This window comes from Pseudomonas sp. PB106 (assembly GCF_009764645.1).
Classification (GTDB): Bacteria; Pseudomonadota; Gammaproteobacteria; order Pseudomonadales; family Pseudomonadaceae; genus Aquipseudomonas.
In genome coordinates, this window is record NZ_RWIM01000049.1 from 1 (window position 1) to 15,465 (window position 15,465).

The 15,465-nt window shown below is 60.9% G+C and carries 8 protein-coding genes; 1 reads left to right on the forward strand and 7 read right to left on the reverse strand.

Annotated elements, in window-relative coordinates; translation table 11 throughout:
• Positions 1-64: 64 nt before the first annotated feature.
• The 7 genes from EJA71_RS06410 to EJA71_RS06440 form a co-directional block, all read right to left on the reverse strand.
• Positions 65-982: a LysR family transcriptional regulator gene (locus EJA71_RS06410; protein ID WP_158955264.1), complete on the reverse strand. Its 918-nt coding sequence runs from the start codon at positions 980-982 to the stop codon at positions 65-67.
• A gap of 131 nt (positions 983-1,113) precedes the next feature.
• The gene (locus EJA71_RS06415) at positions 1,114-1,980 is read right to left on the reverse strand and encodes an ABC transporter permease (protein ID WP_158955266.1); all 867 of its coding nucleotides are present in this window, start codon (positions 1,978-1,980) and stop codon (positions 1,114-1,116) included.
• Between the two features lie 20 nt (positions 1,981-2,000).
• Positions 2,001-2,861 carry an ABC transporter ATP-binding protein gene (locus EJA71_RS06420; RefSeq protein WP_116029366.1) on the reverse strand — a complete coding sequence of 287 codons (861 nt, stop codon included), beginning with the start codon at positions 2,859-2,861 and terminating at the stop codon, positions 2,001-2,003.
• A gap of 22 nt (positions 2,862-2,883) precedes the next feature.
• A complete protein-coding gene (locus EJA71_RS06425; RefSeq protein ID WP_158955268.1) occupies positions 2,884-3,780 on the reverse strand; it encodes a TauD/TfdA family dioxygenase in 897 nt (298 codons plus the stop codon).
• Between the two features lie 370 nt (positions 3,781-4,150).
• A complete protein-coding gene (locus EJA71_RS06430) occupies positions 4,151-5,518 on the reverse strand; it encodes an HlyD family type I secretion periplasmic adaptor subunit (RefSeq protein WP_158955270.1) in 1,368 nt (455 codons plus the stop codon).
• Positions 5,508-7,664, reverse strand: a complete 2,157-nt coding sequence (locus EJA71_RS06435; RefSeq protein ID WP_158955271.1) for a type I secretion system permease/ATPase — start codon at positions 7,662-7,664, stop codon at positions 5,508-5,510. Before EJA71_RS06435 ends, EJA71_RS06430 begins: the two co-directional genes overlap by 11 nt.
• 34 nt (positions 7,665-7,698) lie before the next feature.
• The gene (locus EJA71_RS06440) at positions 7,699-9,051 is read right to left on the reverse strand and encodes a TolC family outer membrane protein (protein ID WP_158955273.1); all 1,353 of its coding nucleotides are present in this window, start codon (positions 9,049-9,051) and stop codon (positions 7,699-7,701) included.
• A gap of 359 nt (positions 9,052-9,410) precedes the next feature.
• Between EJA71_RS06440 and EJA71_RS06445 the strand changes: the two genes are divergently transcribed.
• Positions 9,411-15,465 (forward strand): retention module-containing protein (locus tag EJA71_RS06445; protein WP_158955275.1); only part of this gene is annotated, 6,055 nt, incomplete at its 3' end.

The window sequence follows — 15,465 nt, forward strand, 5'->3', positions numbered from 1 at the left end:
GGCAGCTCCTACAGGGATATGCATTTCAATGTAGGAGCTGCCGAAGGCTGCGATCTTTTGATCTTCAGGGCTGGGCCGCCAGCCACGTTTCGTCGCAGCAGGTCTTTAGGGTTTCACGCAGCCAGCGGTGCGCCGGATCCTTGTCGAAACGCGGGTGCCAGGCTTGGGTCAGCATCAGGGTTGGCAATGGAATCGGCAGGTCGAACGAGCGCAGTTTCAAGCCGAGCCGACGCACGCTGAGCAGCGCTTCCTTGGGCACGGGCAGGATCAGGTCAGAGTCCGGCAGGGCAAACATCGCGGCGTGGAAACTCGGCGCAATCACCGCCACCCGCCGTTCCAGGCCCAAGGCATTCAGCGCCGCATCAATCGGGCCACGGGCGATGCCCCTGCGCGACATGCTGATATGGGAAAACCCGGCGTAACGCTCGGCAGTGATTTCGCCATCCAGCAACGGATGGTCCTCACGCACCAAGCCAACGAAATGCGTGGAAAAAAGGTTCTGCACTTTGACTTCCGGGGTGACGGGCCGCGTGTTGCTGACACTCAGATCAATGCGTCCCTCCCGCAAAGCTTCATCGTCGCCATCACCTTCGGGGACGTAGCGAAGTTCACAATGCGGCGCCATTTGATCAAGGGTGTCGAACAGCTTGCCGCCATACACGCCGATGAAAAAATCATTGGCGCGAATGCTGAAGCGCCGACGCAACGTGCTCAGGTCCACAGCGTCGGCAGAGCGGAACAGCAGCGCCGCTTGCTCGACCACATCGCGCACCTGTTCGCGCAATTCCAAGGCTTTGGGGGTGGGCACCAGACCACGACCGGCACGCACGAGAATCGGATCGCCGATGGCTTCGCGGATTCGCGTCAGGGTGCGGCTCATGGCTGCCGGGCTGAGGTTCATCCGCCGCGCAGCGCCGACCACACTGCCCTCGTCGAGCAAAGCGTCGAGGGCGACCAAAAGGTTCATGTCCGGGAGTTGCATGCTGAGCACTCATGGCTGATCAGGATTGATCTGGGTGCAATCCTAGCAGATCAAAAGATCGCAGCCTTCGGCAGCTCCTACAGGGGATCGCATTCCATGTAGGAGCTGCCGAAGGCTGCGATCTTTTCAGGTCAGCGCTGCATACCCCACCGCTTAACGGTCACCCGCTCCAGCGTATCGAACACCAGATTCTCGACCAGCAAGCCAATCAGAATCACCACCGCCAACCCGGCAAACACCTTGTCGGTGTACAGCTCATTACGATTCTGGAAGATGTACCAACCCAGCCCACCCTTGCCGCTGGTCGCGCCAAACACCAGTTCCGCCGCGATCAACGTGCGCCAGGCGAACGCCCAGCCAATCTTCAATCCGGCCAGAATCGACGGCAGCGCCGCCGGGATCAGGATGAACAGCACCAACCGCAGTCCCTTCAAACCATAATTGCGCCCGGCCATGCGCAGCGTTTCAGAAACGCCGAGAAACCCCGCGTAAGTGTTCAGCGCCAAGGCCCACAACACCGAATGCACCAGCACAAAAATCAGGCTGTTCTGCCCCAGGCCAAACCACAGCAGCGCCAAGGGCAGCAAGGCAATCGCCGGTAGCGGGTTGAACATCGAGGTCATCGTGCTCAGCAGATCGCGGCCCAACTGCGTCGACACCGCGAGCGTGGTCAAACCAAACGCCAAGACGATGCCGATCAGGTAACCCTTGATCAGCACCACCAACGAAATCCACACCTTGGCCAGCAGTTCACCGCTGAGCAAGCCATCGAACAGCGCATGGCTGGTCTGCAGGAAACTCGGCAGCATCAGGTCGTTGTTTTGAATCCGCGCGACCACTTCCCACAAAACAGCGAGCACAATCAGGATCAGGCTTTTACGCAGCCAGCCCTGCTGCCACAGCCGCGTGCCGAGCGACAGCTCTCGCTCGACCGGCACTTCGGTCAGCGGCTCTAAAACAATTTCGAACTCTTCACGCACAGATGATGAATGGCTCATCGGGTAGTCCTCCTGGCCGCTCAATAGGCGATGCGAATGTCGTTGAAGTCGTGGTCACGCTCGGTTTCCGGCGACTGGCCTTCATCGAACAGCAAACGATGAATGCGCCGCGCCGATTCCTGAAACGCCACGCCGCCGAGGCTGTGCAGATCGTATTGATGACTGTGCACTTCGGCGCGCACCCGCCCCGGATGTGGCGACAGCAAAAGGATGCGATTGCCGACTACCAGCGCCTCTTCAATCGAGTGCGTGACGAACAACAAGGTGAAGCGCACTTCTTCCCAAAGCAGCAGCAACTCTTCCTGCATCTTGCGGCGGGTCAGCGCATCGAGTGCGGCGAACGGTTCGTCCATCAAGAGGATTTTCGGCTGCATCGCCAACGCCCGGGCAATTGCCACCCGCGCTTTCATGCCGCCGGACAAGGTGTGCGGATAGGCATCGGCAAACGCTGCGAGGCCGACCTTTTCCAGATAGTGCAGTGCGCGTTCTTCCGCCTCTTTTTTCTTCAGCGTGCGCGAGGCCAGCAGCGGAAACATCACGTTCTGCTTCACGGTTTTCCACGGCGGCAGCTGATCGAATTCCTGAAACACCACGATCCGGTCCGGCCCCGGCGCATCGACGCGTTGGCCTTGCAGACGGATTTCGCCTTCGCACGGTTGAATGAACCCGGCGACCGCTTTGAGCAAGGTGGATTTGCCGCAACCGGACGGGCCGAGCAGCACATAACGATCGGCCGGATCAATTTCGAAACTGACCTGGTGGGTGGCGCGCACCACGCGTTGCGGCGTGCGGTATTCGAGGCTGACGTGATCGACGGCCAGCAGCGCTTCGCTGCGGGCGATCGGGTTGCTGGCCGCGTGGCCTTGCAAGGGAGCGTTCATTATTTGCTCAATCTCCGGCGAATCAGAAAGGCGCGTCGCCTTGGATGGTCGTGCGATACAGCTTGCGGCGCAGGTGTGCGGGGCAGCCGGCGGCGAGATGAATCAGCGAACGGTTATCCCAGAACACCAGGTCGTGGGGCTGCCACTGATGGCGGTAGATGTTTTGCGGCAAGACGCTGTGGGCATAAAGCTCGGTCAGCAGTTGCTGGCTCTCGTCGTCGGGCAAACCGACGATGCGCGTGGTGAAACCTTCACTGACGAACAACGCCTTGCGGCCGTTTTCCGGGTGCGTCCGCACCACCGGGTGCACCACTTCCGCGACTTGAGCGAGTTGCTCCGGGGTCAGGGTCGGGCGCCAGTTGCCTTCGAATTTGGTTTCGCTGTAGCGCGCCGTGTAGGAATGCGCGGCGGTACGACCTTCGACCGCTTTGCGCAGCTCAGCGGGCAGGTTGTCCCAGGCTTTGTGCATGTCGGCGAACAAAGTGTCGCCGCCCTCGGACGGCAGCTCTTGCGCATGCAGCATCGAGCCGAGGCTTGGCAGCTCTTTATAGGAAAGGTCGGAGTGCCAGAACTTGCCAGCATCACCGAGGCCGATGTTCTGGCCGTTTTCGATGATGTTGGAAACGATGAGGATTTCCGGGTGATTGGCCAGCAGAAACTGCTTGAGCACGTGGATCTGCAGCACGCCGAAGCGGCGGCTGAAGTCGATTTGTTGTTGCGGGGTGATTTGCTGGTTGCGGAACACCACGACGTGGTGATCCAGATGCGCGCGATGAATGCGCGCGAAGTCCTGGTCATTGATCGGCCGACGGAGGTCGAGGCCAATGATCTCGGCGCCAACGGCACCGCTGAACGGGCGGATTTCAAAGGTTTGCGGCGCGGCGGTCGCGGCGCTTGGGGAAGCAGTAGCTGCGGACATCTTTCCATCTCCCACGCACGGCGCGCTCACGGGCGCGCTCGTCGATCAGACACTCACGCTGGATTGCGTGTTGGTTCAGCTCGTGCGGCGCGCCGATTGGTCGGCAGGTACGCAGGGGGATGACTTTATAGCTATAAGAATCGGAAATTAAATACCGTTAATGAATAACGATATGGCGATTGGTGAGGAATGGACTGGATGGTGAGTGACGGTTTTTGTCACTTACTGACAGGGATGTGGTGTGTGGGCTGCCGTCATCGCTGGCAAGCCAGCTCCCACAAGGTTTTGGGCAGAACACTTCTATGTGTCCGACACAGAAACTTGTGGGAGCTGGCTTGCCAGCGATGAGGCCAGAGAGACCAACGAAGATCTAGCGCTCGTGCAACGCCTCAGCCCGCGCGCGAATGATCGGTTTGAGCAGGTAGCTCAACACCGACTTCTTGCCGGTGATGATGTCCACCGACGCAACCATCCCCGGAATGATCAGCAACGGCTTCTCATCGGTGCCCAAGTGGCTGCGCTCAGTGCGCACCTTGATCATGTAGTACGTGGTTTTCTTGTCTTCGTCGGTGATGGTGTCCGCGCCGATCTGCTCCAGTTGCGCCTTCAGCCCACCGTAAATGGTGTAGTCATACGCGGTGAATTTGACGATGGCTTCCTGTCCCGGATGCAGGAAGGCAATGTCCTGCGGGCGGATCTTCGCTTCGACCAGCAAGGTGTCGTCCAGCGGCACGATTTCGACCATGTCACTGCCCGGCTGGATTACGCCGCCGATGGTGTTGACCAGCAACTTGTTGACGATGCCGCGCACCGGCGATGTCACCAGCGTACGGCTGACGCGGTCTTCCAGCGCCTTGCCGGTAGCACTGGCCTTGTTCAGGTCGGTGCGTGCTTCGTTAAGCTGAGTCAGCGCTTCGCTGCGGAATTTGCCGCGTGTCTCGTCAATCTTGCGCTGCACTTCCTTGATCGCCGATTCGGCGCGCGGGATGGCCAGCGTGGTGGCGTCGAGCTGACCGCGTGTTTCCACTTCAGCACGCTTCAGACGCAAGACTTCTACCGGGGACACCGCGCCCTGCGCTACCAGCGGCTCGGACATGTTGATTTCCTGCCGCTGCAAGCCGAGCTGCTGACGATATTGCGCTTGCTTGGAGGCGAACTCGCGCAGCTCTTGCTGACGCTGGATCAACTGTTCCTGCAACCCGCCGATCTCGTCGTGCAATTGCTGACGGCGGCTGATGTACAGCGACTCTTCACTTTTCGCCTGACCCGGCACGGCTTTGAGCACGTCCTCGGGGAAGTTCAGCGGACGGTCATCGACCTCAGCGCTCAAACGCTCAACGCGCAACAGCATCGACAGGCGATCGGCCTCGGTTTCGCCGACGTTGGAAGCAAATCGCGTGTCGTCGAGACGAATCAGCGGTGCGCCGGCTTCGACGATCTGGCCTTCCTTGACGAACAGTTCGGAGACGATCCCGCCCTCAAGGTTCTGGATTTTCTGGATCTTCGACGACGGAATCGCCTTGCCGTCGCCCTTGGTCACTTCGTCGATCACGGCGAAATTGGCCCAGAGCATGAGGAACACGAAGAAGCCGATGATCGCCCAGATGGTCAGGCGCACGACGCGCGGGGCGTCCTCGATCAGCGCTTTGTTGACCTCCGGCAGCGGCTGGCCCTGCAGCGATGCCGAGCCTTTGAAGTAGCGACGGATCGAATCCTTGAAACCCGACTTAAGCAACACTGATCTGCCCCTTCTTCAACGCTTCCATCACGGCGGCTTTCGGGCCATCGGCGAGAATCTGACCACGGTCGATCACCAGCAGACGATCCACCAGCGACAGCAGCGAAGCCCGGTGCGTCACCAGCACCACGGTCTTGTTTTCGATCACGGCGGCGAGGCGTTGCTTGAGACGTTCTTCACCGGTGTTGTCCATCGCGCTGGTCGGCTCGTCCATTAATAGGATCGGCGGATTGAGCAACAGCGCCCGGGCCAGCGCGACGTTTTGTCGTTGGCCACCGGAGAGGTTTTGCCCGCGCTCGCCGACTTGCAGCTCATAGCCTTGCGGGTGCAGACGGGCGAATTCGTGGACGCCGGCCAGTTCGGCGGCTTGCAGCACCAGCTCGTCTTCTACATAACGCGCACCGGAAACCAGGTTGTCACGCAGGGTGCCGGCCAGCAGTTGGATGTCCTGTGGCACATACCCGATGTTGTAGCGCAGCTCGCTGACGTCGATCTGACGGATATCCACCCCGTCGACCAGCAACGCGCCGTCATCCGGCTGGTACAGCCCCACCAGCAATTTGGCGAGAGAGCTTTTACCCGAGCCGCTGCGGCCGATGATGCCGATCTTCTCGCCGGGACGGATCACCAGATTGATGTTCTTCAGCGCCGGGTTCTGTTGCTCCGGGTAGGTGAAGTTGAGCTGACGGCATTCAATCGCACCCTGCAACACCTTGCGGCTCAGCGGGCGTTCTTCGAAATTGCGCTCTTGCGGCAGCTCCATCATCTGGTCGACCGAAGTCATGGTCACCCGCGCCTGTTGATAGCGCGTGAGCAGACCGGACAGCGACGCCAGCGGGCTCAGTGCGCGACCACTGAGCATGTAGCAGGCAATCAGACCGCCCATGCTCAGGTTGCCGGCGATGATCTGGTACACGCCGAAGACGATCATGATCACCCCGGCCAGTTGCTGGATCAGCAGGGTGATGTTCATCGCCAGGCCGGAAAGCATTTTCACCCGCAGCTCGAGGCGGCTCAGGGTGCCGATGGTCTGTTCCCACTGGTACTGGCGCTCACTCTCGGCGTTGTTGACCTTGACCGCGTCGAGGCCGGCGAGGGTTTCGATCAGGCTCGACTGACGCTCGGCACCAAGGGCCATGGTGCGTTCCATGGTGGCCACCAGCGGCTTCTGCAAGGCATAGCCGATCAGCAGGGCAATCGGGAACGCCAGCACCGGAATCCACACCAGATGCCCGCCGAGAATGGCGATGACAATAAAGATCAGGATGGTGAACGGCAGGTCGATCAGGCTGGTCAGCGTCAGCGAGGCGAGAAAGTCGCGCAGGCTCTGAAACTCGTGGATGTTCTGCGCAAAGCTGCCGACTCGCGCCGGACGGTATTTCATCGCCATGCCGACGATGCGTTCAAACAACGTCGCGGAGATGATCAGGTCGGTTTTCTTCCCGGCCAGATCCAGGCACAGGGCGCGCAGGCTCTTGAGGATCAGGTCGAAAATGTAGGCGCCAGTGATACCGAGGGCCAGCACCCACAGGGTCGCTTCGGCCTGGTTCGGCACCACCCGGTCGTAGACGTTCATCACGAACAGCGGCGCCGCCATGGCGATGATGTTGATCAGGAAACTGGCAGCAATCGCATCGGCATACAGCCAGCGCGAACGCTTGAGGGTGTCGCGGAACCACGAACGCGCACGCGGAATCAGCGTGCCGTGGTTGACGTCGAATTTGTGTTGCGGCTGGGCGAAGAACACTTTGCCGGTGTAGTCATCGACGAGCAGCTCGCGGCTGACCACGGACTCGCCGCCGTCGCTTTCGCTGAGCAGCACCCGCGCGTCGTTGTCACCCTGCCAGCCAAGCAGGACGGCACTGCGGCCATCCTTGAGCAGCAGCAACGCCGGCATGGCGATGGCCGGAATTTCTTCCAGCTTGCGCTGCAGCACCCGACCTTGCAGGCCGGCGCGAGCCGCCGCGCGGGGCAGCAACTCGACACTCAAGCGTTGTTTGGGCAGCGGCAGGCCGGTGGTCAGCATCGCCGCGCTGGCGGGTTTCTGGTGCAGCATGCAAAGGGCGAGCAGACCGTCCAGTAACGGATCGTCGTGCAACGCGCGTGGATCATGACTGAGATGAACTCGACTGACTTCTGATTCCACGCTCGACACTCTTTGACTGTTGAAAAGGGCTGACTCAATTCATCCCAGGCAGCTGGACCTTGGGCTTCACGTCGTTCTGCACAACGGATGCCAACGGCGCAACGACTCCCTGGCTTCGGAGCAATTCGCCCATGGTCGCCTTGATTCGATACTGAGTAAATAACTGAATGTTTTTGATGTCCGCCAGACGCCGCGAAGCGGTGAACAACTCGTTTTCGCTGTCGAGCAAATCGAGCAGGGTGCGTTCACCGAGGCTGAACTGACGCTGATAAGCCGTGCGCACCGCGGTGCTGTGATCGACATATTGCTGCGCGATCGGTACCTGGGCATTGGCGTTATTCAAGGCGTTCCAGGCCAGACCCAATTCTTCATTCAACTGGCGCAGAGCGTTGTTGCGGATGTCCAGCGCCTGGTTAGCCAGGTACGACTTGGATTCCAGATCGGCCTTGTTGCTGCCGCCCGAATACAAGTTGAAACGCATGCGCAGCATCGCTTGCCATTCGTTGTTGTGACCGTTCTGGCCGTCGAGATCGTTGTCGGCAGTGCGGCCCAGTTCGGCGTCGAAGCGCGGGTAGAACGTCGACTTGGCGGTTGCGTACTGCTTCTCGGCAGCGGCGATGTCGGACTCGGCCGAGCGCAGGATCGGGCTGTTTTCCAGCATTTGCTGACGCGCTTCGTTGAGGTTGGCCGGCAGCATCGCCATGAAAGGTGCCGGACGCTCCAGTTGATCGGGCATCTGGCCAACCGCGCTGAGGTAGTTGGTTTCCGAGTCGGCGAGGTTGGTCTGCTCGGTGATCAGGTTGTTGCGGGCCTGGGCCATCCGCGCTTCGGCCTGATCAAGGTCAGCACCGCTGCCGACGCCGCGCTGGGTACGCAATTGAATCTGGTCGTAGATGCGCTGGTGGCTCTTGAGGTTTTCTTCGGCCAGACGCACGAACTCGCGGCGGGTCAGCACGTCCAGATAAACCTGGGCGACGGTCAGCGCGGTACGCTCCGAAGTTCCCAGCAACGAATAGGCGCGGGAGCTGACGTTGGCTTGTTGACGCGCCACCTCATTGGACGTCGCAAAACCGTCAAAAACCATTTGCGAGAGACGTAAACTTGACTCGCTACGGTTCAGAGTCTCCCAGTGGTTGCTGTTTCCGGCGGCGCGAGTAGTCACGCTGTCGGTGCCTTCACGGCCATAACCGCCGAGCAGATCGACCTTCGGCAGGTATCCACCTTTCGCCGCTCTTAATTGATAATCCGCGGCCAAACGACTGTTGACCCCCGCCTGAATCTCCGGATGGACATCCATGGCTTGTTGCATGGCTTCTGGTAAGGATTGTGCTTGTGCAAACGAGGCGGCGAGAGCGAAGGGTAGTGCCTTGAACAAATGCGAACGCATGGTAAAGATTTCCCAGTACTTCTTGTCTTGAATCACAGCTAAACGTGCTGCTGCGTCGGAGGATTGACGACTGGATTTACCGTATGTCGGAAAGTTCAAAAGAGGAACTGGATCACACGCAAAAGGACAGGTCGCCGCGGAAATATCAATGTGACATTAGTGGGGCGATTGTTTAGGATGGCACCCATAAGGTCAATAGTTTGGCATAAAGTTAATAGCGAAAGAATCTAGCCAAATTATTGACGAATAGATGCGTCAAACTTGTTTCGCAAATTTTTAAAGTACGTCCAGACTGAATCGGCGCCCATGCCTTCAGGTCCATGGAAGTCAACTGAACGTGACACCCCGGAGAGTCTTCAATGAGCAGTGTTGTTGCCATCGTCAAAAGCATTGTTGGTCAGGTATTCGTGGTGTCTCCAGAGGGCGTGCGTCGCGTACTCGTTGAAGGTGATCGCCTGTTTGTCGGCGATCAGATTGACACCGGGCTCTCCGGCGCCGTGTCGCTTGAATTGGCTGATGGCCGCACCCTTGATCTGGGCCGCGAAACCCAGTGGAGCGCCAACGCGCCCGACTCCAGCACTGACCTGGCCGAAGCCACTGCGCAGGCAGCGCCGTCTGTAGAAGAACTGCAACAAGCCATCGCTGCCGGCGTCGACCCGACCACCGCGCTGGACGCCACCGCTGCCGGCCCGAGCGCCGCAGGCACTGGCGGTGCCGCCGGTGGCGGTCACAGTTTCGTGATGCTCGACGCCACGGCTGGCCGCGTCGATCCGACCATTGGCTTCCCGACGGCAGGCATCAACTCCGGCGGGCAAATCGCCCAAGACACCACCGGCGGCCAGACCACCGACACCACCGCAAACGCCCAACGTGAGTCGACTCTGAGGCTCAGCGCCACGCCGACCATCACTGAAGCCGGCGGCGTGCTGGTGTACACCGCGACCCTGACCCAGGCGCCGCTGACCGACCTGACCATTACCCTGTCCAACGGCGCGGTGATCGTGATTCCGGCCGGCTCCACCACCGGCACCGTCAATGTGCCGCTGGCGCCGAACGACACTGTTTATAACGACCCGACCCAGATCAACGTGACCGTCACTGGCACCACCGGCGGTGGCGGCATCACCGTGACGCCGCCGACCGTTCCGGCCACGACGCAGGTCACCGACACCATCGACACCACCACCGTCACCCTGACGGCGGGTTCGAGTGTCACCGAAGGTGGTCAGATCACTTACACCGCGACCCTGACCAACCCCGCGCAAACCCCGGTCACCGTCACCTTGTCGAACGGTTCGACCATCACCATCGGCGCGGGCCAAACCACCGGCACCGTCAACGTGCCGACTGCGGCCAACGACGTTTACAACAATGGCAGCACCGTCACCACCACCATCACCGGTGCCAGCGGCGGCAACTTTGAAAACCTGGTGCCGAACCCGACGCCAGCGGTGACCACCATCACCGACTCGAAAGACACCACAACTCTGACCCTGACCGCCACCGGCAGCGTGGTCGAGGGTGGCCAGATCACCTACACCGCAACCCTGACCAATCCGGCGCAAACCCCGGTCACCGTGACCCTGTCGAACGGTTCGACCATCACCATTGAGGCCGGCAAAACCACCGGCACCGTCAACGTGCCGACTGCGGCCAACGACGTCTACAACAATAGCGGCACGGTCAGCACCACCATTACCGGCGCTACTGGCGGCAACTTTGAAAACCTGGTGCCGAACACGACGCCAGCCACCACCACCGTTACCGACTCGATCGATACCACCAGCGTGAGCCTCACCGCCACCGGCACGGTCGTCGAGGGTGGCCAGATCACCTACACCGCGACCCTGACCAACACCGCGCAAACGCCGGTGACGATCACTCTGTCGAACGGCTCGACCATCACCATTGAAGCCGGCAAAACCACTGGTTCCGTCAACGTGCCGACGGCGGCCAACGACGTTTACAACAATGGCAGCACCGTCAGCACCACCATTACCGGCGCTACCGGCGGTAACTTTGAAAATCTGGTGCCGAACACCACGCCAGCGACCACTACCATTACCGATTCGATCGACGACACCAACCTGTCGCTGACAGCGACCGGAACCGTGGCCGAAGGTGGTTTGATCGTTTACACCGCGACCCTGACCAATCCGGCCGGTACGCCGGTGACCGTGACCCTGTCGAACGGCGCGGTGATTACTGTCGAAGCCGGTAAAATCACCGGCACCGTGACCGTCGCGGCGCCTGCCGATGACGTCTATAAAGACGCCGGCAAAGTCGAAGTCACGATCAAGGACGCCACCGGCGGCAACTTCGAAAACCTGGTGCCAAGCACTACGCCTGCCGTTACCGATGTGACTGACACCGTCGACACGTCGACCGTCAAACTGACCGCCGATACCTCGGTGGCTGAAGGCGGCACCGTCACGTACACCGCCACTGTTGGCGCGCCAGTCACCGGCTCGCCTGTCGTGGTCACCTTGGCCAACGGCCAGAGCATCACCATTGAAGTCGGCAAAACCACCGGCACCGTGACCACCACTGCGCCGAATGATGCGTTGACCGGCAATGCGCCGCTGACCAACTCGATCACTGGCGTTAGCGGTGGTAATTACGAAGATCTGGTGGCCGACAAGACCCCGGTATCGACTACGGTTACTGACGTCAACGACACCACCAACCTGTCGCTCAGCGCCACCGGTTCTGTGGCTGAAGGCGGTTCGATCGTTTACACCGCGACCCTCACCAACCCGGCCGGCACGCCGGTCACCGTGACCCTGTCGAACGGTTCGGTGATCACTATCGAAGCCGGCAAAACCACCGGCACCGTAACCATCGCGGCACCTGCCGATGACGTCTATAAAGACGCCGGCAAAATCGAAGTGACCATCAAGGACGCCACCGGCGGCAACTTCGAGAATCTGGTGCCGAGCACCGTGCCAGCCGTCACCGAAGTGACCGACACCGTCGACACCACCACCGTCAAACTCACCGCTACCGAAAGTGCGGCTGAAGGTGGCACCGTCACTTACACCGCTACCGTGGGCGCGCCAGTCACTGGCTCGCCTGTCGTCGTGACCCTGGCCAACGGTCAGAACATCACCATCGAAGTCGGCAAGACCTCCGGCACCGTGACCACCACCGCACCGAACGATGCGCTGAATGGCCATGCACCGCTGACCAACGCAATCACTGGCGTAAGCGGTGGCAACTACGAAGACCTGGTGGCTGATAAAACGCCAGTCAGCACCACCGTCACCGACACCACTGACACCACCGATCTGACGCTGAGCGCGACCGGTACCGTGGCTGAGGGCGGCTCGATCGTTTACACCGCGACCCTGACCAATCCGGCCGGCACCCCGGTGACCGTGACCCTGAGCAACGGCTCGGTGATCACCATCGAGGCTGGTAAAACTACCGGCACCGTGACCGTCGCGGCACCTGCCGATGACGTCTACAAAGACGCCGGCAAAGTTGAAGTGACCATCAAGGACGCTACCGGCGGCAACTTCGAGAACCTGGTGCCAAGCACCGTTGCAGCCGTCACCGACGTCACTGACACCCTCGACACCTCGACGGTGAAACTGACCGCCACCGAGACCGTCGCTGAAGGCGGCACCGTCACCTACACCGCGACTGTTGGCGCACCAGTGACGGGCTCGCCTGTCGTCGTGACCTTGGCCAACGGCCAGACCATTACCATAGCTGTCGGCCAGACCACCGGCACCGCGGCCGCCATTGCACCGAACGACGCGCTGACCGGTCATGCTCCTCTGACCAACTCGATCACCGAAGTCAGCGGTGGCAACTACGAAAATCTGGTCGCCGACAAAACCCCGGTCAGCACCACTGTCACCGATACCATTGACACCACCGATCTGACGCTGAGCGCGACCGGTACGGTGGCCGAGGGCGGCCAGATCACTTACACCGCCACCCTGACCAATCCGGCAGGCACTCCGGTGACCGTGACCCTGTCGAACGGCTCGGTAATCACCATCGAAGCGGGCAAAACCACCGGCACCGTGACCGTCGCAGCGCCCGCCGATGACGTCTATAAAGACGCCGGCAAAGTCGAAGTGACCATCAAAGACGCCACCGGCGGCAACTTCGAGAACCTGGTGCCGAGCACCGTTCCAGCCGTTACCGATGTGACTGACACCCTCGACACCTCGACGGTGAAACTGACCGCCACTGAATCGGCTGCTGAAGGTGGCACTGTCACCTACACCGCCACCGTTGGCGCGCCAGTCACCGGTTCGCCCGTCGTCGTGACCCTGGCCAATGGTCAGAACATCACCATCGAAGTCGGCAAAACCACCGGCACCGTGACCACCGCCGCGCCGAACGACGTGCTCGCCGGCCATGCGCCACTGACCAACTCGATCACTGGCGTTTCTGGCGGTAACTACGAAAACCTGGTCGCTGACAAAACCCCGGTCAGCACCACTGTGACCGACACCGTCGACACCACCACCGTTTCGCTGACTGCCACCGGCAACGTCAACGAAGGCGGGCAGATCGTCTACACCGCGACGCTGACCAACCCGGCCGGCACGCCGGTGACCGTGACCCTGAGCAACGGTTCGACCATCACCATCGACGCCGGCAAGACCACCGGCACCGTGACCGTTCCAGCCCCTGCCGATGACGTCTACAAAGACGCCGGCAAACTCGAAGTGACCATCAAGGGCACCGACGGCGGCAATTTCGAAAACCTGGTCGCCAATCCGACGCCAGCGGTGACCAACGTTGCCGATACGATCAACACCACGCACCTGACCCTCAGCGCTGAAAGCTATGTGCTCGAGGGCACGTCGATCACGTACACCGCGACCCTGACCAACGCCGCGCAAACGCCGGTGACCGTCAACCTCAGCAACGGCCAGACCATCACCATCGAGGCTGGCAAAACCAGCGGTTCGGTAACCATCGCCGCGCCGAGCGATGACGTCTACAAAGACGTCAGCAAGCTCACCGTGACCATGACCGATGCCACTGGCGGCAACTTCGAAAAACTCGACGTCAGCAAAACGCCGGTCAGCACCACCGTCAATGACACCATCGACAAAACCACGCTGACCCTCAGCGCCAGCGACACCGTCAGCGAAGGTGGCCAGATCACCTACACCGCGACCCTGAGCAATCCGGCCGGCACCGCCATGACCGTGACCCTGGCCAACGGCGCAGTGATCAACATCGCTGCAGGCGCCACCAGCGGTTCGGTGAACTTCGCCGCACCTGCCAACACCCCGTACGTCGATGGCGGCAAAGTCCAGACCGCAATTGCCAGCCACACCGGCGGCAACTTCGAGCAGGTCGATGCCAACCGTTCCGCCGTTGTCACCAAAGTGACCGACACCGTCGACACCACTAATATCAGCCTCAGCGCCACCCCTTCGGTCGCCGAGGGCGGCTCGATCGTCTACACCGCGAGCCTGACCAACCCGGCCGGCACGGCCATGACCGTGACCCTGAGCAACGGCGCGGTGATCAACATCGCCAAAGGCGCGACTACTGGCACCGCGACCGTCGCAGCACCGGCCGATGACGTGTACAAGGACGCCGGCAAAGTCGACGCGAGCATCACCAAGACCACCGGCGGCAATTTCGAAAACCTGGTGGTCGACAAGACCCCAGCGGTCACCAACGTGACCGACACTATCGACAACAGCACCGTTTCCCTGACCGCCACCGCCAGCACCGTTGAAGGCGGCGTGGTGGTTTACACCGCTTCCGTGACCGCGCCGGTCACCGGCGCACCGGTTGTCGTGACCCTGTCCAACGGCCAGACCATCACCATCCCGGTCGGCGCCAGCAGCGGCAGCGTCAACTTCACCGCACCGAACGATGCACTCGCTGGCGGCAACACGCTGAGCGTGAAAATCGACGGCGCCAGCGGCGGCAACTACGAAAATCTCGTGGCCGACAAAACCCCGGCCGTGACCTCGGTGACCGACACCGTCGACACCACCAATCTGTCGTTGAGCGCGACCGGCAGCGTGGCTGAAGGCGGCTCGATTGTTTACACCGCGACACTGACCAACCCGGCCGGCACGCCAGTCACCGTGACCTTGTCGAACGGCTCGGTGATTACCATCGAAGCGGGCAAAACCACTGGTTCCGTGACCGTCGCGGCTCCGGCTGATGACGTTTACAAAGACGCCGGCAAAGTCGAAGTCACGATCAAGGATGCTACTGGCGGCAACTTCGAGAACCTGGTGCCGAGCACCGTTCCCGCCGTGACCGATGTGACTGACACCATCGACACGTCGACCGTCAAACTGACTGCCGACACCACCGTCGCTGAAGGTGGCACCGTCACTTACACCGCGACTGTAGGTGCACCGGTCACCGGTTCGCCGGTCGTGGTCACTCTGGCTAACGGCCAGAGCATCACCATTG

What these genes read in the sequence shown, in the direction of transcription:
- EJA71_RS06410 (WP_158955264.1), bottom strand. Translation starts at nt 982, where the DNA reads ATGCAACTCCCGGACATGAACCTTTTGGTCGCCCTCGACGCTTTGCTC.
- EJA71_RS06415 (WP_158955266.1), bottom strand. Translation starts at nt 1,980, where the DNA reads ATGAGCCATTCATCATCTGTGCGTGAAGAGTTCGAAATTGTTTTAGAG.
- EJA71_RS06420 (WP_116029366.1), bottom strand. Translation starts at nt 2,861, where the DNA reads ATGAACGCTCCCTTGCAAGGCCACGCGGCCAGCAACCCGATCGCCCGC.
- EJA71_RS06425 (WP_158955268.1), bottom strand. Translation starts at nt 3,780, where the DNA reads ATGTCCGCAGCTACTGCTTCCCCAAGCGCCGCGACCGCCGCGCCGCAA.
- EJA71_RS06440 (WP_158955273.1), bottom strand. Translation starts at nt 9,051, where the DNA reads ATGCGTTCGCATTTGTTCAAGGCACTACCCTTCGCTCTCGCCGCCTCG.